Origin of the sequence: Priestia sp. LL-8 (assembly GCF_036227845.1) — a bacterium.
Classification (GTDB): Bacteria; Bacillota; Bacilli; order Bacillales; family Bacillaceae_H; genus Priestia; species Priestia zanthoxyli.
Genome location: NZ_JAZAQH010000001.1, coordinates 2280270 through 2298570, shown reverse-complemented (window position 1 = coordinate 2298570; position 18301 = coordinate 2280270). Strand labels below are relative to the sequence as shown.

At 38.3% G+C, this 18301-nt stretch carries 19 protein-coding genes and 1 riboswitch; of the genes, 6 read left to right on the top strand and 13 right to left on the bottom strand.

Features of this window, described 5'->3' with window-relative positions:
• Positions 1–28: 28 nt before the first annotated feature.
• From U9R83_RS11615 to U9R83_RS11585, 7 genes are all read right to left on the bottom strand, one after another.
• Positions 29–1645 carry a long-chain-fatty-acid--CoA ligase gene (locus U9R83_RS11615; protein WP_014460099.1) on the bottom strand — a complete coding sequence of 539 codons (1617 nt, stop codon included), beginning with the start codon at positions 1643–1645 and terminating at the stop codon, positions 29–31.
• A gap of 19 nt (positions 1646–1664) precedes the next feature.
• On the bottom strand, positions 1665–2438 hold the full coding sequence (locus U9R83_RS11610) for an SDR family oxidoreductase (protein ID WP_014460100.1): 774 nt from the start codon (positions 2436–2438) through the stop codon (positions 1665–1667).
• Complete coding sequence (locus U9R83_RS11605; protein ID WP_014460101.1) at positions 2416–3660, bottom strand: acyl-CoA dehydrogenase; 1245 nt, start codon at positions 3658–3660, stop codon at positions 2416–2418. Before U9R83_RS11605 ends, U9R83_RS11610 begins: the two co-directional genes overlap by 23 nt.
• Positions 3661–3811: 151 nt before the next feature.
• Positions 3812–4075, bottom strand: coding sequence for a DUF1292 domain-containing protein (locus U9R83_RS11600; protein ID WP_243549341.1), 264 nt, complete (start codon positions 4073–4075; stop codon positions 3812–3814).
• Positions 4076–4161: 86 nt separating this feature from the next.
• Positions 4162–5886 carry a PAS domain-containing sensor histidine kinase gene (locus U9R83_RS11595; RefSeq protein ID WP_115653888.1) on the bottom strand — a complete coding sequence of 575 codons (1725 nt, stop codon included), beginning with the start codon at positions 5884–5886 and terminating at the stop codon, positions 4162–4164.
• Between the two features lie 154 nt (positions 5887–6040).
• Entirely contained in the window at positions 6041–6355 is a 315-nt protein-coding gene (locus U9R83_RS11590; RefSeq protein WP_115653887.1) for a YckD family protein, read from the bottom strand.
• A gap of 73 nt (positions 6356–6428) precedes the next feature.
• Positions 6429–7547: an NAD(P)/FAD-dependent oxidoreductase gene (locus U9R83_RS11585; protein WP_226701236.1), complete on the bottom strand. Its 1119-nt coding sequence runs from the start codon at positions 7545–7547 to the stop codon at positions 6429–6431.
• A gap of 337 nt (positions 7548–7884) precedes the next feature.
• Between U9R83_RS11585 and U9R83_RS11580 the strand changes: the two genes are divergently transcribed.
• The 6 genes from U9R83_RS11580 (at position 7885) to U9R83_RS11555 (ending at position 13089) form a co-directional block, all read left to right on the top strand.
• Positions 7885–8397, top strand: coding sequence for a CBO0543 family protein (locus U9R83_RS11580; RefSeq protein ID WP_025751926.1), 513 nt, complete (start codon positions 7885–7887; stop codon positions 8395–8397).
• 66 nt (positions 8398–8463) lie between these two features.
• Positions 8464–8646: riboswitch (Lysine riboswitch) on the top strand.
• Between the two features lie 145 nt (positions 8647–8791).
• Complete coding sequence (gene lysA / locus U9R83_RS11575) at positions 8792–10120, top strand: diaminopimelate decarboxylase (RefSeq protein WP_014460106.1); 1329 nt, start codon at positions 8792–8794, stop codon at positions 10118–10120.
• A gap of 52 nt (positions 10121–10172) precedes the next feature.
• Complete coding sequence (locus U9R83_RS11570) at positions 10173–11435, top strand: dicarboxylate/amino acid:cation symporter (RefSeq protein WP_115653885.1); 1263 nt, start codon at positions 10173–10175, stop codon at positions 11433–11435.
• 138 nt (positions 11436–11573) lie between these two features.
• Positions 11574–11708, top strand: coding sequence for a hypothetical protein (locus U9R83_RS11565; RefSeq protein ID WP_013057043.1), 135 nt, complete (start codon positions 11574–11576; stop codon positions 11706–11708).
• 150 nt (positions 11709–11858) lie between these two features.
• Positions 11859–12044 (top strand): hypothetical protein, encoded by a 186-nt coding sequence (locus U9R83_RS11560; RefSeq protein ID WP_115653884.1) that lies wholly within the window; start codon positions 11859–11861, stop codon positions 12042–12044.
• A 133-nt stretch (positions 12045–12177) separates the two neighbouring features.
• A complete protein-coding gene (locus tag U9R83_RS11555; protein ID WP_115653883.1) occupies positions 12178–13089 on the top strand; it encodes a LysR family transcriptional regulator in 912 nt (303 codons plus the stop codon).
• Between the two features lie 186 nt (positions 13090–13275).
• Here U9R83_RS11555 and U9R83_RS11550 read toward each other — a convergent pair whose 3' ends face one another.
• The 6 genes from U9R83_RS11550 to U9R83_RS11525 form a co-directional block, all read right to left on the bottom strand.
• A complete protein-coding gene (locus tag U9R83_RS11550) occupies positions 13276–13962 on the bottom strand; it encodes an O-methyltransferase (protein ID WP_115653882.1) in 687 nt (228 codons plus the stop codon).
• A 178-nt stretch (positions 13963–14140) separates the two neighbouring features.
• Complete coding sequence (locus U9R83_RS11545) at positions 14141–14860, bottom strand: pentapeptide repeat-containing protein (protein WP_014460112.1); 720 nt, start codon at positions 14858–14860, stop codon at positions 14141–14143.
• 18 nt (positions 14861–14878) lie between these two features.
• The gene (locus U9R83_RS11540) at positions 14879–15208 is read right to left on the bottom strand and encodes a PadR family transcriptional regulator (protein ID WP_013057038.1); all 330 of its coding nucleotides are present in this window, start codon (positions 15206–15208) and stop codon (positions 14879–14881) included.
• A 157-nt stretch (positions 15209–15365) separates the two neighbouring features.
• Complete coding sequence (locus tag U9R83_RS11535; protein WP_243549338.1) at positions 15366–15944, bottom strand: GNAT family N-acetyltransferase; 579 nt, start codon at positions 15942–15944, stop codon at positions 15366–15368.
• 174 nt (positions 15945–16118) lie between these two features.
• Entirely contained in the window at positions 16119–16592 is a 474-nt protein-coding gene (locus U9R83_RS11530) for a hypothetical protein (RefSeq protein WP_014460115.1), read from the bottom strand.
• A gap of 244 nt (positions 16593–16836) precedes the next feature.
• Positions 16837–18297, bottom strand: a complete 1461-nt coding sequence (locus U9R83_RS11525) for an aminoacyl-histidine dipeptidase (RefSeq protein WP_243549337.1) — start codon at positions 18295–18297, stop codon at positions 16837–16839.
• Positions 18298–18301 lie beyond the last annotated feature (4 nt).

Genomic DNA, 18301 nt, shown 5'->3' with positions numbered 1-18301 from the left:
TGAAAAAGTTTGTTTATGTTCAGCTTCTTTACATCGTTTCTTTCATCACTTCTTCTCGCAGTGCCCGTCGCAAAATTTTCCCTACGTTAGTCTTAGGAAGCTCGGCGCGAAACTCAAAGATTCGCGGAATTTTGTAAGCTGCAAGGTGATGTCGGCAATAAGAAGTAAGCTCTTCTTCAGAAAGAGATTTCCCTTCTTTCACTACCAAAATCGCTTTAATGGTTTCTCCTCTGTAAGGATGCGGCACGCCAATTACAACGGCTTCTTTAATGTGGCTGTGTTCATATAAAACTTCTTCAATATCTCGAGGATACACATTAAAACCACTCGCAATAATCATATCTTTTTTTCGATCAACGATAGATAAATACCCGTCTTCATCTATCTGTCCTATATCTCCCGTGTACAGCCAGCCGTTTCTGAGCGCGTGAGCCGTCTCTTCAGGCTGATTCCAATAGCCCTTCATAACTTGAGGCCCTTTAATCACTATTTCTCCAAGCTCTCCTCTTGGCATTTCTTTTGTTCCGGTAGCCACGTCTACAATTTTATAAGCAGTTTGCGGAACGCCAAGTCCGACTGTACCTGGCTTTCGTTCACAAAACGGCAGGTTGCAATGCGTCACGGGGGATGCTTCTGATAAGCCATACCCTTCTAACACTTTAGCGCCCGTTTTTCGTTCGAACTCTTTCATCAGCTCAACAGGCATCGGCGCACTGCCACTGTTGCAGATGCGAATACTTTCGATGTTGTATTCTTCTGCCCGCGGATGATTTGTAATCGCAACATACATAGTTGGCACGCCAGGAAAAATACTAGGCTGCTCTTTTTTGATTGTATTTAGTACTTCTTCCAAATCAAAACGTGGCAATAGCAATATTTCATTTCCGCAAAGAATCGATAAATGCATACAGGAAGTCATGCCAAATACGTGAAACAATGGAATAACGGTTAAGCATTTTTCTTTTCCTAATTCAATATCATGTTTAAATATTTCGTATGATTGAACTGCGTTTGTGTAAATATTTGTATGTGTAAGCATCGCACCTTTAGATGGTCCGGTCGTTCCTCCCGTATACTGAAGAACAGCAATATCGTGTGCTGGATGGATAACCGGCTGATGAAATTCATGCTTGATGGTTAAAAAATCTAGGAAGGAAAGGTCTGGTGATGTAGGAACAAAAGGTTTTTGCAAGCTGACAGTTATCGCTTCTTCTATATCAACGCGGTTTCTTATCTCTTGAAGTCTCGTATAAAAATCATCGAGTAGAATTATTTTTTTTGCCCCGGAATCGTGTAAAATATGCTCTAGCTCTTGCTTGACAAGCATAGGGTTGACCTGAGTAACAATGCCGCCCGCCGCTACAATGGCGAAATAGCTTATTATATATTGCGGACAGTTTGGCAGCATAATTGCTACACGATCTCCTTTTTTAATTCCTTTTTTCTGCAGCGCTCCTGCAAATACGCGAACTGAGTGGTACAGCTCTTGGTACGTTAACGTATGCTGATACATGCGCGTGGCTGTGTGAGCAGGATAACGTTCGGCTGTTTCTTTCAGCATATCAAATAGTGAAATATCTTCGATGTGAATGTCATGAGTGTAGGTTTCTGGATAAGGTGTAAACCATTTTTTAACGTCTTCCATCAAGTTACTCCTTTCTTATTCACATAGCATGAACTCCACCGTCTACTGTCAGAATATCGCCCGTAATATAATTAGACGCTGCAGAAGCAAGAAAAACAGCCGCTCCTTTTAAATCAGCTTCGGAGCCAAAGCGTTTTAAAGGGGTTTGACTTAGAAAATAATCTTTTCCTTGTTCCATAATCGCACCTGACATTTTAGTAGGAAAAAATCCCGGCGCAATCGCATTAACTTGAATATTATGCTGACCCCATTTGACAGCTAAATCTTTCGTGAACGTAATGACCGCTCCTTTACTCGTGTTGTACCCGATTGTATCCATATACTGAGGGTCCGTTCCTCCAAGACCCGCAATTGAAGCAATGTTAATAATCTTACCAGCTTTTTGTTTAATCATTTCTTTTCCAGCTTCTTGGGACATTAAAAACGTTCCTGTCACATTAATATTCATCACTTTTTGCCATGCTTCAAGAGGCATTTCTTCAACCGAAGCTCCCCACGTAGCTCCGCTGTTGTTAATTAAAATATCAATGCGTCCAAATGTTTCAATCGTTTGATGCACGACATTTTTAATATCTTCAGGCTGACTGATATCGCATGCTAAAGCGAGAGTTTTTACGCCCATGGTGGCCAATCGATCAGCCACTTGCTGACATGCTTCTTTTTTTCTTGAACATAGAACAATATTTGCCCCTGCCTCTGCAAGCCCTTCTGCCATTTGTTCTCCTAATCCTCTGCCTCCTCCGGTAACAATAGCTGTTTTTCCAGTTAAATCAAACAAATCCTTTATGTGCATACGTTGCCTCCTGTTCTTGATAGGATTTTAGCTCAAGTCTTGCAAGCTGTGCTTTGTGCACTTCGTCTGGACCATCAGCGAGGCGAAGAGTGCGGGCATTTGCCCAAAGTGCCGCAAGCGGCGTATCTTCTGAAACACCTGCTGCTCCAAATGCTTGAATAGCGCGATCAATGACTTTTAAAGCCATAGCAGGAGCCATTACTTTAATCATGGCAATTTCTTTCCGCGCTTTTTTATTTCCAACTGTGTCCATCATATAAGCAGCTTTTAATGTTAATAAGCGAGCTTGCTCAATTTCAATACGCGATTCTGCCACCCATTCTTGAATAACCCCTTGTTGAGAAAGCAACTTATTAAACGTAGAACGATTTTGAATACGCTTACATAATTCTTCAAGCGCTCTTTCAGCTGCTCCTATTAGACGCATGCAGTGATGAATACGTCCAGGCCCTAATCTGCCTTGAGCAATAGCAAACCCTTTTCCTTCGCCTAAAAGCATATTGGATGCTGGCACACGCACATTATCATAATGAATTTCAGCATGTCCATGAGGAGCGTGATCGTATCCAAAGACTGGCAGCATTCGTTCAATTTTAACTCCCGGAGTATTTAATGGAACTAGAATCATAGATTGCTGTTCATATTTAGATGCGTTAAAATCACTTTTTCCCATGACAATAGCAATTTTGCAGCGAGGATCTCCCGCACCTGAAGACCACCATTTTCTTCCGTTGATTACATATTCATCGCCTTCTCTTACAATACTGCACTGAATGTTTGTGGCATCAGAAGAACCTACATCTGGTTCTGTCATAGAAAAGCAGGAGCGAATGTCTCCATTTAACAGCGGCTTTAGCCATTTTTCTTTTTGTTCAGGCGTTCCGTATCGAACCAGTACTTCCATATTGCCAGTGTCAGGAGCTCCGCAGTTAAAAGCTTCTGGTCCAATAATAGAACGGCCCATAATTTCGCAAAGGGGGGCATATTCGACATTTGTTAGACCCGCTCCGTATTCGCTTTCTGGCAAAAATAAGTTCCATAATCCAGCTTGCTTTGCTTTTTCTTTTAACTCTTCCATGATCGGAGGAACAGCTGACCATCTAGATGGCTGTTCATTCAGCTGATGTTCGTATAGCCGTTCATTTGGATAAATATGCTCTTCCATAAAAGAGGTCAATTCTTTTTGCAGCTTCACTACTTTGTCAGAGTAAGAAAAATACACGGTAGTCCCTCGCTTTCATTTACTTACTAACCGGTTGGTATGTTACATATTTATCATAAATGAAGGGAAATAATTCAGCAAGATATTTTTAGAAAAATTCTAAATATTATATTATTTAAAAAGAAAAAAAGAGAGGTTTTAAGCTCTCTTTTTACGCGGATGTCATTTCCTCAAATACGGCTGATACCTTTTCAAACTCATCGTCATCTTCAATTGAAGACCATTCACCATCACCTTCAATTTTCAAAAAGAAAACGTCAATTTCTTCTTCTGTTTCAATTAAAACTTCTTCCACAAACGCAACAGCAATATAATCTTGCCCTTCAATCGTCATTTTTCCAAGCACTTCAATATCTTGCTCTTGATCATTTTCATCTAAAATTGTAAAAATCTCTCCCGTTTCAATACGTTCCATCGTATTCCCTCCTATTTTAACCTCATTATTCGTTCACTAACATGTATTCCCCTTTAGAAAAGGTTTCATGCTTATAAAAGTAGAATCTACTTTTTAAAAGGCAAAAGAATGTCTACGGTAGTTCCTTTTCCAAGTTCACTTACAAAGTTAATTTCTCCTCTATGTTCTCGAATGATCTTATAGCACACCATCAGTCCAAGACCCGTTCCTTTCTCTTTGGTACTATAAAAAGGTTTTCCTAAATGCTGCATTCTTTCCTGAGTGATGCCTGGCCCCTCGTCGCTAAACCGGACAACAAGGTTGTCATGATTAAATCTTTTTAGCTGAATCGTTACGGTTCCTCCACTTGGCATAGATTCGACTGCATTTTTAAATATATTGCTAAACACCTGTTTCAACTGATTTTCTTCGCATAATACGAGAGGAAGATGAAGATCAATTTCTTTTTTTACGTGAATTTTATCTGTAATACCTTGCACCTCAGCTAGCTTTAACGTATTCTCTAAAATATCTTGGACGTGTTTGTCTTTGTAGGTTTTCGCCTGAGGCTTTGCAAGACTCAAAAACTCATCGGTAATCAATTCAATTCTATCTAACTCATGATTTATCATTTCTACATAGTAAGGCTGACTGCTCGTTTCTTTCAATAACTGCATAAATCCTTTTACCGCCGTCAGAGGGTTTCGAATTTCGTGAGCAATACCAGCCGCTAACTGTCCGACTAAGGAAAGCTGAGCGGATTCACGCAGCAATTTTTCAGTTTTTTTACGTTCTGTAATATCACGAAATAAAACTTGAATGGCCTGCTTTCCCATATAGGGAATAGGAAAGGCAATGGTTTCGGCATCAATCGTATGACCGTCTTTATGAATAAACTGTTCTTCCTGCAGATCTACAGATTTATTTTCTGTTTTCATTCGATAAATTCGCTGTTTCACAACATCATAGTAATCAGGGTGAACAAATTGATAAACACAAGCTCCTAATACGTCTTGAGGATTTTTGTATCCTAGAGCTTTGGCTCCTGCAGGGTTGATGTAATCAATTTTCCCTTCACTATGAACGATAATAGCTTCCGGGGATAACTCAATCAAACTTCGGTAGCGCTGTTCGCTTTCTTTTAAAGCCGTCTCATCCTGCTTGCGCGATGTTATATCTCGATAGACAAAAGCGATGCATAACGGCCAATCATTCATATTTTCAACGCGGAATAGTGTGACGCTTACATTAATTAAATACCCGTCTTTATGCTGTCTGACCGTCTCGAATTCCGTTTTCGATTCCCCTGATTGAATAGTTTTATGAAGTTCGCACACGGGCTCCTTTAAAAACGAAGGTATAATCGGAAGAGGCTTTTGATAAATTTCTTCAAACGTCCAGCCAAATGTATTCTCAAACGCAGGATTCACTTGAAGCGTTTTACCTTCTAAGTCAACAATTGCAACAGCATCTGCGTTATGATAAATAAAAGGTTGAATCTGTTCTTTTTTGTCTTGATAACTAGTTATATTCACGCAATGTCCCATAATTTCAGGTTTTTCTGTGTAAGATAAAGGGGTTAAGTTTACTACATAGCGTTGATCATTTATTTGAAGCTCGTACATAAGCTTTTTCTTTGTATTTAGCGCTTCCAAAAAATGCTCATACGAGACCCATTCTTCTAAAGGTACCTTTTGATCATGAGCGCTTTCACCTTGATACATACTGTAAACAAGATGGTCGCCTTTTTGTTTGTAAGCAAATATGATTCCTAGCGCCTCAGCTGAATGATTTTCTGCATGTAATCGGACTATTTTTTTATTTTCGTTCATATTTACCTACCCCTCACTAGCATCTTTCCTACTCGTTCTCATTCTCTTAATTTTACATGAGGATTTTAGAATTTACTAGATAAAGAAGCGGATATTTTCCATTCATTCACATAAAAAAAACGCCTGTAAAGGCGATTTTTTATGTGAATATGAATTACTTTGAATGATGCATTTTATGACAGTGTCGCTTCGGCACAAAACCATTTTTCTCCATATGCTGATAGCGATTTTCCATATGTGAAGAAATGTTTTGACTCTCCGTTTTGCTTAGCACGCCGTACTCCACATATTTTGAAAGTATTTCTTTCTTTTTTGCTAGCATTTCTTTGTACAGCACGGACAATTCCTGCTTTTGCTGAGACGTCAGCTGCACGTCTTTTGTTTCTGGCTGAGGATTGTTTTCTGCTAATACAGGCGTCGCGCTCATAAATAAAAAAGCTGCTGCTGCACTTATCATAACCTTTCGCAAACAATCTACTTCCTTTCATCCTATAGTAGCTATAGTTTGCGAACTTCTATTTGTTTTCATTCATTCTGTTTGCTTAAGACTCGATAGCTCCTCTTACATCATAGTCGCTAAGATCAATTTCCATTTCCATTTCAAGTGCTAATTTAGCAAGCTCCGAACCAAGATAAGGACCCGACGTTAAGCCTGAAGCTCCGAGACCATTCGCCACTAGTATTCCTTCGTAAGCCGGAAGAGCCCCAATGACTGGCAAGAAGCCTGGAGTAAATGGTCGAAACCCTACCCTTGTTTCTAAGACTGTGCTTTCTGTTAAGCCGGGAGCAATTGATAAGGCCTTTGAAAAAATTTCATGAAGTCCCCCAGCAGTTACTCTCAAGTCATAACCCGTTTCGTTTTCATGTGTTGCTCCAATAACAATTTGACCTTGTTCAAACGAAAGAATATATTGGTCGCTTGGAGGCATCACAACGGGCCAGTCTTTTGTATCTAAATCAGAGAGATGCAAGTGGACAATTTGCGCTTTTTGAAAGCTTGCTAAAAATTTTACTCCAAGAGGCTCTAGTAATTGATTTGCCCACGCTCCTGCTGTCACGATTGTTGTACTTGCTAGAAGGGTTTGTCCATTTACGGAAACGCCCGTTACTTGATTATTTTCATAAAGTAGTTCTGCGTTTCCTTCTATTATTTTTGCACCGTTTTTCTTCGCTGCATTCACAAGTGCGTTTCGAAGAGCTCTTCCGTTAACACGAGCGGCTCCACTAATATGAACTGAACTGTATTCTTCCGAAAGAACCGGAAACAAAGCCTGTGTTTCTTTAGCAGATAAACGTGTAATTTCGCCTATTTCGGGAGCTTCTTCCCGACGCTTATATGCTCTTTCTTCCATTTTTTTAAGCTTTTGTTCATCAGTATGTAAGCTAATTGCTCCTACTCGCTTATATCCCGTATCCGTTTCTCCATCTTCTTCTAATTGCTGAATTAATGTTTGATAGTACTTAGCGCCGCCTTTTGCTAAGCGGTACCATGCTTTATTTCGACGCTGCGAAAGCCATGGACAAACAATTCCTGCTGCTGCATCAGTAGCTTGACCAGCATCCTGGCGATCTATCAATGTCACATCTGCTCCTGCTTTTGCTAAATGATATGCTGTAGAAGCTCCAAGTATCCCAGCTCCAACTACGATGTATGTTTTCATACCAAAACACCCTTTTCCTTCTTCTAGTATTCTCATGCTACATGTATGCAATTTTAGCATAGCAAAAAAAGAAGCCACATACTAGGCGAAGCTATTTTGAGCTTACTTTTACGTCTTGCTGACTTTGACATATAGCTCCCTTCATTTCGTAAACAAAAGCGTTAGAAGTTCTTTTACGGAGATTATAGCAGGGTGAAGACAGTCATAAATAGTGGTAGTACGTCTTTAACGATGCTGCTTACGGCTTTTCTATTATAGTTTCTGAATAAAAGCGGAGAGAATAAAATTTCTATAATATGTAAATAAAAAGAAATAACCATTATTTTAAGGAGAGCGTATGCAATCTTCATTTGTATTATTTTTCATCATTCTTGGTTTACTATTTGGTAAGTGGCGAAGGTATCAAGAATACTATCCTACTTTGCTGTTTTGGGTCACGGGGAATTTGCTTTATGAAGTGCTGCTGTTTCATCACCGCGTATGGGTATTTCACCCTGTTGGTATTGATCACCTTTTTCTACCCGATCACCTAATGGTTTCCCTTGGAATAACCTTAATTATTTATCCGTTTGTTATACCGGTTTTTTTAGGAAGGCTGCCGCTGCATGTAAGCGGCCGGCTGTGGTGGATTCTTTTGTGGGCGCTTTTATTTACTGTGATTGAGTTCATTGCTTATGTTAATCACAGTATCACTCATCATTATGGATGGTCGCTGCTGTGTTCTTTTCTCTTCAATATTGTCACGTTCTCACTTTTAGTCATTCATCAGAAGACAGCGCTGGCTGCTTGGATTTTATCTGGAAGCTTCATAGCTTTTTTATTTATTTTTTTTGATATTCCTATGCCTTAATTTTTCATTGACTAGACAGCGGAAAAAGAAATATAATAGGAATTACATTTAAATATAATTTTCCTCTCTGAGAATAGAGGTGCATGAAATCAAGAGTCACTTATTGGAGACTAATGGAGTCTGTGAAGATAAGTAAAAGGGATTTCGTGCCGAAGTATATAAACATCCATTGTGTTCATATACTGGTTCAGTATTGAATAAATGCTGAGCTGTCACAAACCATTTGGTTTGTGGAGAGCTATTGAAGAGATGTTGATGCCTAGAATGTAATAATACTTTATTATTATGAAACCAAGACGCGTGAACATCACTTCACGGGTCTTTTTTGTGTTTTTCTACTGACCATCAAAGTTCAAAGTTATAGTTGAATGATTTAAATGGAGGGATACGGATTATGTACTTACATGGAACGAGTAAAATTAACAGCAGCAATCATTTAGAAATTGGGCAGTGCGATACGGTCGAACTGAAAAAACAATACGGCACTCCCCTATACATCTACGATCAAGAATTAATTGAGACGAAATGCAAGGCCTTCCATTCAGCCTTTCAAAGAAGCGGATTTTCATATCAAATCGCCTATGCAGGGAAAGCGTTTCTTTGTATGGAAATGGCTAGCCTTTTAACGAAGCTTGATATGTCATTAGATGTGGTCTCAGGAGGCGAACTATTTACAGCTCTTGAAGCTGGATATCCAGCTGAACGCATTCATTTTCACGGAAATAACAAAACGATTGAAGAAATTGAAATGGCTCTTGATGCGAATATTGGCTGTTTTGTTGTGGATAACTTCACCGAACTTGAAGTTTTGCATGCCTTAGCAGCTGAGCGTAAACAGAAAGCATCTATTCTTCTGCGTGTTACTCCAGGGATTGAAGCCCACACACATGAGTATATTATGACCGGACAGGAAGACTCCAAGTTTGGATTTGGTCTTTCCAATGACCAGGCTATGAAAGCGGTAAGTTCTGCATTAGAAAAACCTTACTACGATCTTTTAGGCATTCATTGTCATATTGGTTCACAAATTTTTGAAGTAGATGGTTTTTCTCGCGCCATTGATATTTTAACTGATTTTTTATTCAGTATTCGTGATAAAATGGAGTTTGAAGTAAAAGTTTTAAACGTAGGTGGTGGTTTTGGTATTCGTTATACCGAAAGCGACTCTCCTCTTCCAGTTGAGTATTATGTAGATGCACTGACAGAAAAACTAAGCCGTACATTAACTGAACAGAATTATACCCTTCCAGAAGTCTGGATTGAGCCTGGAAGAAGCATCGTAGGAGAAGCGGGTACAACGCTTTATACAATTGGCTCAACGAAGGAGATTCCAGGTGTACGTAAATACGTAGGAATTGACGGCGGTATGACCGATAATATCCGCCCTGCCCTTTACGATGCAAAACATGAAGCTGTCTTGGCTAATAGAGTGACGGATAAAAAAGATGAAACAGTATCAATTGCGGGGAAATGCTGTGAATCAGGAGATATGCTTATTTGGGATATCGATTTACCGCGCGTTAATCAAGGAGATTTATTAGCAGTGTCCTCTACAGGTGCCTACAACTATTCAATGGCTAGCAATTACAACCGTATTCCGCGCCCTGCTGTTGTATTTGTAAAAAATGGAGAAGCTCGTCTTGCTGTAGAGCGAGAAACATACGAAGATTTGGTGCGTAAAGATGTAAAGCCAGTCGTTACTACGTATGCAATGAGCAAATGATAGCTGTTCTTGCGTAGTAAAGAAGCTATTGTTGTTTGGAGGAAATTTAACTATGGTTTTAAGTGTATTTAAAACGTACAGATCATCGCTTATTCTGCTTCTCGCTATTTTAATTGGCGGGATAGCAGGATATGCTATCGGGCCCGATGTGGCAGTCGTAAAGCCCTTTGGTGATTTGTTTCTTAATTTAATGTTCATGATTATCATTCCCCTTGTCTTTTTTAGTGTTGCTTCGGCAATCGCAAACATGAACGAAATGAAACGTCTTGGTAAAATTATGCTAGGCATTGCCGTTGTGTTTGTCGCCACTGCTGCTGTTTCAGCCGTTCTAGGCTTTTTAGGCGCATCACTTTACAATCCGCTGCACAACGTAGATACTTCTGCCATTAAAGAATTGATGGGTGACAGTGAAAATACAGCTGAAAAAATGACGCTTTTAACTCAGCTTGTTGGCACATTTACTGTACCTGATTTTGTTCAGTTGTTTTCGAAAGAGCATATTTTACAATTAATTGTCTTTGCCGTCATTTTCGGTATTGCTACTACGATGGCTGGTGAAAAAGGACAGCCCATGGCAAAATTTCTGACTTCGGGTCAAGAAGTATCGATGAAGGTTGTTAAAATTGTGATGTACTATGCTCCAATTGGTTTAGGGTGCTATTTTGCTACTGTAGTAGGAGAACTAGGACCAAAGATCTTACAAGGGTACGCTAGAGCATTTATTCTTTATTTATTAATTGCAATCGTTTACTATTTCGGCTTTTTTACGCTATACGCATGGATTGCTGGCGGTAAAGCAGGAATTAAACTGTTCTGGAAAAATGCAGCTGCTCCTTCTATCACCGCTATTGCTACCTGTTCTTCTGCTGCATCTATTCCAGTCAATTTAGATGCAACAAAGAAAATGGGTGTGCCACTTGATATTGCTGAAACGGTGATTCCATTAGGAGCAAACACGCATAAAGATGGTTCTGTTATCGGGGGTATTCTAAAAATTGTTTTCTTATTCAGTTTGTTTGGAAAAGATATGACGTCTGCTACGAGCATTTTGAGTATTTTAGGCGTAGCCTTTTTAGTTGGAGCTGTAATGGGAGCAATCCCTGGAGGCGGTATGATTGGCGAAATGTTAATCATTACAATTTACGGATTTTCGCCAGAAGTTCTGCCCATTATTGCCGTCATTTCCACGATTATTGACGCCCCTGCTACCCTGTTAAATAGTACGGGAAATACAGTAACAGCGATGCTTGTTACAAGGTTTACAGAAGGAAAAGACTGGATTAACAAAATTATCACCACCGATAAAGTCGCCTAGTAAAAAAGCAAAGGGAACAGTCTTAGTGACTCTCCCTTTGCTTTTTTCGTGTCCAGTAATATCGATAGCGGTGTATAAAGTCTGTAAATACGCACATTCTATAGGTATGTTTCATAACCGGACTGGAGGTGTCGTCTAATGAGTAACGCTGCAGGAGGTTCAAAGAAGAATCAACCGAATGATGCGAATCACGTAAGTGCAGAAACAAAAGCTCATCAAAAACGTCTAACTGAGCAAAACAAACAAGAGCATCAAGCTGAAGAGCGAAAATAAAATGACGTTAAAGAGCGCAGCGCCTGCGTTCTTTAACGTCATTTTATTTTGAGAGAGAGCTTCATTACGCCGCTCGTTATAGGTCTATCGTACAACCTCCTTTCAAACTTTTACATATTCTATTAATAGGTTTGTAAAAGGAGGAATGATATGATGTTTTCTTGGCTAGAGATTACCGCCGCAGCCTTTGGGCTTTCAGTTATTTTGATAAGTTTTGCATTTTTGCCCGAACGTACAGGCAAAAATCTTTATATCCCTCATCAGCTAGTAGCAAAATCTATGTTTCTCTATAAAAAGAGTATTCGTTTTATAAATCAACTTCGGCAGAAACTTTAGTTCACTTCCTTTCCTCGTTTTTATTCATTGGATAGACCCCCCTTTTTAATCAGCGCATTTACAGTAAATAATTTAATAGTTAAAATAAAGAGTAAAGAAAAAGGATAAGCAGTTTGCAGAAATGGAGTTTCACATGGAAATCAGAGACTTAGAATACTTTATAGAGGTAGCGAATCATAAAAATTTTACAAAGGCAGCGCTGCAAGTTCATTTGTCACAAACGGCTTTAAGTAAAGCCGTCAAAAAAGTAGAAAATGAACTAGGATTTGAGCTTCTTGATCGTTCGACAAGAGAATTAAAGCTAACGGATGCAGGAGAAGTTGTGTATCACCAAGCAGCTAAAGCTCTGTCGGTGTTAAAAGACATGCCTCACTTGTTGGGAGATTTGATGAACTTGCAAACAGGGCAAATCAAGATGGGAGTCCCTCCGCTCATCGGGACCTTGTTTTTCCCGAAGATTGCAAAAGCATTTAATAATCAATACCCTAAAGTATCTCTAGAACTTATTGAATTTGGAGCAAAAAAAATTGAAGCACTTGTGGAAGAGGCTGGCGTAGATATGGGGATCGTTATGCTTCCTCTCACAAGCGGTCATGATGAGCATTTTCACGTATACCCGTTCGTTAAGGAGAGATTCCTTTTATACGCCCATAAAAACCATCCTTTAGCGAAACGTGCTTCCGTCTGGATGAAAGAACTGGAACACGAAAAATTCATTATGTTCAGTGAAGAATTTACGCTGCACGACCGGTTAATTCAAGATGCTTTAAAATCAGGCTTTGTGCCTTCTATCGCGTATAAAAGTTCTCAATGGGATTTAATTATTGAATTAACAGCGGCAGAACTAGGTATTGCTATTTTACCCGAATCGCTTTATGCCAAAGTGAAAGATCCCAATATTATTACCATACCTATTGCAGATCCTGAAATGATGTGGGAACTTGGAATTATTCTGTTAAAAGAACGCTACAGTTCATTCGCTGTACGAGAGTTGATTAATTTTTTAACCGAAAAACAAATGACAGATAAATTGGGGCCCATTTAAAAAGAGTCTGGAACAAAAATATGTTAGTTGAAGGACAATCCGAACGACTTTGGTTGAGAATCCAACTCGTTCGGATTTTTTTAAGATGATGATGAACGTAGGTTTCATGTATGTAGGTGCTTCTAGCTGCTCATTGGATAAATTTAGTTATGTCTCCGTCTCTTTTTATGTGTAATACAAATTTTATCATTCAACAATCCCTACAATGAATCCATCATAGCCTTTGCTTCCAACGGTTTGTATAGCCGTGGCGCTGATTCGTTTTTCTTGAGCCAGAGCATTCATAAACTGTCGAATTCCCTTTACATTTTCATCTTCACTTTCTGAGTTCACCACATGCCCTTGACGAACAACATTATCACAAATAATCGTACTTCCTCTTTTCGATAATTCCAAAGCCCACTTTAAGTAATTTGGGTTATTCGGCTTGTCAGCATCAATAAAGATAAGATCAAACGGCTCTGTTCCCTTATCCTTTAATACAGCTAATGTATCAAGCCCAGGGCCCACAATAACTTCTACTAAGTGGCTTACTCCCGCTCTTTTTAAATTAGCTCTTGCTACTTCTGCATGCTGAGCGCTTAATTCGAGCGTAATCAGCTGTCCGTCTTTGGGAAGAGCCCTGGCTAGCCAAATCGTGCTGTACCCTCCAAGAGTACCAATTTCCAAAATGCGTTTAGCTCCTTTTAATGAAGCTAACAAATGGAGAAACTTTCCTTGACTAGGCGATACATCGATGGCAGGTAATTCAGCCTCTTGATTTGCCTTCAATACCTCATCAAGAATAGGGTCAGGTTGTATAAGCTTATCATTCATATAAAGATCCACTTCATTCCAAATTTCATATATAGACATTTCCATACTCCTCCACATAAGTGATAAAAGCTTTACTATTCAAAGATACGAATATGTGTTTCTCATATCCACCTTGTTGCCTTAATCGTTCGTATTATGAATGTGTTCTAGCTCTCTAATAAACTATCCTGCTCGCTCTTAAAAAGAATTGTTATATGTCCATAAAAAAAGACCTTCAGAGAGGTCTTTTTTATCTTTAAATAATCGTAACTTTACTAAGATCTATCTTGGCACTTTTTAAAAAGTTATATGTCAATTTATCCATTTTTGCACCTTCAAAATCGGATTTTTTTAAATCTGATCCTCGAAACTGTACATTTAGCAAAGTTGCGTTGCGAAATGAAGCTTTTTTTAATGATGTTCCTTCAAAGATTGTTCCGTTAAATGTTTCTTCGTCAAATACAATGTCTGTTAAATTACATTGCTTAAAGTACGTGTTGTCATAGATACAGCCTTCAAAACTGGCCTGTTTAAAATTTGCCCATTTAAATTGTACGCCTGTTAAATTAACGTGATGAAATATTGCTTTCGTTAAATTGCTGCTTTTAAACATGCTGTCTGTAAGATCTGCGTAGCTAAAATCAGATTCATTCAAATTACTGGCATTAAATTTCCCTTTATACACCGATACAGAACGAAAATCAGATTTTGTAAGCTCGGTCTTTGAAAAATCCATAGGGACGGTTTGCTTTAATTCCTTTGTTTCTACATTCATTGATTGAATTAGTTCTGCGATATCGCCGATAGAATTGATTGTCATATAATAAGCCTGTTCTTCATTATGCCCGTCTTTTTTATAATCTGTAAATTTTTCCTGCAAATTCTGTGATAGTTCTTCTTCTAGATCTTGAACATTTTTTACATCCTGATAAGGAGCCAAAATGTTATGCACATGATTTTTTATTTTTTCGTTCATTTATAACATCATCCTTTCTTACAACAATAAATCGATAATTTTTTTCGCTTGCTCCCAATTTTCTTTGTTTTGTTTATATACGCTTTTTCCTTGTTCTGTAATTTTATAATACTTTCTGCGGCCGCCTTGTACAGCATCTCCCCAGTAAGAAAGAATATGGCCGTCTTTTTCCAGGCGCTTCAAGCTTGAATACATTGTGGCTTCTTTTAATTCATACTGCTCTTTAGAGTAGGTATAAATAAGCTTACTAATTTCATAACCATACTTATCGCCGCTGAGAAGTAATTTCAAAATCATTGTATCTGTATGTCCTCGAAGTAAATCTGAAGACATTTTTGCATATACCAAAGTATCACCTCTTTATGTATAATTTAAATCATATTACTATGACAGTCAAGGTATTATATTCAATAAAATACACTAATATATAATTGCACATATGTAAATAGCTTAACCAGTAGAAAATAGCCGGTAGAAACGTACCGGCTATTTTCTGGGAGACACCTTATTCTTCGTTATAGCCGAGCTTAAATACTATCGGCGTATTTTCTGCTGATATTTTCCAAACCATGTGATGATACCCCTTGCTCCAGTAATCTTTTACTAAATAATCGGGGATTCCAAATATGTTTTTCCATACTTCCTGAGCATTTTTGTATCCGCTATCCAAACAAATTTTTTTAATTTCTCTGCTTTGAAGCGTAAGCAGCATAGTATGTAAAAGCAGCGTCCCTATACCTTTTCTCTGGTACTTTGGATGAACAAAAACTGTGCCGATTTCAATCCATCCTTGCAGCTCTCCTTTTATACACGCCGTAATTAATTCACTAGCAGGACCATATTCAATACAGCCAATAATCTTGTTGGTGCACGTATCTATTCCGAGCCAAAAGAATCGATGTTTTCCATCGCTATCAAGGTCACTTTTTAAATATTGTTCTTTACTTTCAATTTCTATTTGTATATCGTTCACCATGTCAGACAGACCCTCTCTATGAAAGGTATCTGTAATTACTTCATTAAAAAGCTCGTGAAGTTCTGCGCGGTCTTCTATTTTTGGTCTTCTTATTTCAATATGACGCAATATTCATTCCTCCTTGTTATTTCACGGCAGAATATGAAGCTTTACCATTATTATTTATCCATATATGTTGATAATCCTTTTCTCTTTCTACAGTTTTTCCAATAAAAAAGCACGAGAAACTTTGAGTTCTCGTACTCTTTTATAATATGGATTCTACTTTTCTATTGGGAACTGTTAATACTGATTCACAAAGCCCTGGATTTTACATACGAATTCAGAAAGATTCTCCTTTATCTCTTTATCCTCTGTTTTCTCTACTTGCTCCTGTATGGCATCAATCATTAAACGTGCTCTTTTAGGATCTATAGAGGCCGGTTGGCTGCTATTGTTTGATAGACTTTTCAAAATTTGATTGGTCATTTTGTTTTTATCATGAATATAAAATAATATTTGAGGAACTTGATTAATTAACAAATTTACATATCTGCGAAACTCCTCTATCTCATATAATTCTCTTGAAGTACCTTTAAAGCCATCAACTGAAAGCATAAGACTCTGGTAGCCTTTATCACTGCGTTGATTAAGTGCTTTAATCACTTTCAAAAATCGATCGAACTTTAGATAGCGTATTTCATCTTTCCTTAATTCTAAAAATTCAATTTCTCCTTTTTCCAAAAAGGGATCCTTGATAAGACTATTATCATTCATATACATTCTCTCCCTACTAATTTATTAGTTGCAGAGCTTGTTTTGAATTCATTTGTCTATCGTTTTAGTAATTGTTTACCTCTTTTAGGGCCATTTTAAAACCTTTATTTGTAAAACGCTTACATAAATGTTCTCAATTGCCTGTCGCGTTGAGGGCACCCTGCTTATTATCTGATAAATGACGAATGAAAAAGAGCTCCTTTACAGAAGCTCTTTAAAAAAAATTACAGGGATGCTGATAACTTTATATCTTATTTGCTTCTTTTAATACTGCTAATAAGTATTCCCATGTCTTAATAGTAGACGGAATGCTCAGGTGCTCATCAGGCGTATGAACGTCGTACATATCGGGTCCGAGCGAAATGGCGTCTAATCCAGGGATTTTTTCTAGGAAGATACCGCATTCAATTCCAGCATGGATAGCGATGATCTCCGCCTCTTCTCCATACTTTTCTTTGTAAACCTTTTTACATAATTCACGAATTTTTGAATCTCCATTGTACGCCCATTCAGGATAATTACCTTTTGTTTCAACTGTTCCTCCGACTAATTGAGCAAGGATGCACACTTGGCTTACTATTTTTTCTTTTAAGCTTTTTACTGAGCTGCGAATTTCATTTTGAAAAACAACCTCAGATTCTGTTGTCGTGATCACGCCTAAGTTGGTAGAAGATTCTACTAATCCTTCAATATTTATACTCATGCTTTGAACTCCGTTTGGTGTTAGCATAATAGCTTGTACAATTCGTTCTGTCGTTTCCTTTGTAAAACATTTCTCAACGGAAGAAGATTTGTTCATTTTTACATATACGCTCGGATCAGCCGCTTGTAGTTCATTTTTTGCTATTTCGTTCCACTCCCGAACCTTATTTTCTAGCTTTCCTACCTCAGAAGGCTCAACTGATAGAATTGCTTCTGATTCACGGGGAATCGCATTTGATTTTAATCCTCCACTAATGCCGCTTAAAGAGTAGGAAAGTTCGTTTTGCAAATCATGTAAAACTCTCCCTAGCAGTTTATTCGCATTTCCTCTTTCTTTGTCAATTTCCATCCCGGAATGTCCACCGCGCAGTCCTCCGATGCTTAAGCTATATGTTTCTGATTTATTGGAAGACGACTCCCAGTTTACGGGGATACGAAGCACTCCTTTTACCCCACCTGCGCTGCTGACAAGCAGTTTTCCATCTTCTTCTGTATCAAGATTAATAAAGATTTTCCCTTCAAAATGAGCAGGATTTACGGCAATGGCTCCGCCCATAGTTGTTTCTTCTTCAGTGGTAATGACTACTTCAAGAGAGGGGTGCGCTATATTTTGAGCATCTAGTAAAGCCAGTGCATATGCAACGGCAATTCCGTTGTCAGCTCCTAGCGTAGTACCATCTGCATAGAGCATATCTTCCACAACTCGCAGTTGAAGCGGATCTTTTTCAAAATCATGGACAGTTCCTTTATTTAACTCGCATACCATGTCCATATGTCCTTGCAAAATGATAGCTGGAGCATTTTCATATCCTTTAGCTGCCGGCTTTTTAATGATTACATTTAAAGCTTCGTCTTGTATAACCTCAAGGTTTCTTTCTCTTGCAAAAGAAACTAAATAGTTACTAATTTCTTTTTCATTTCCAGATCCTCTAGGAATAGCTGAGATTTCGTTAAAGAAATAAAAAACCGGATGTTTAATTAATTCATTTACTGTTTGCACCATATGT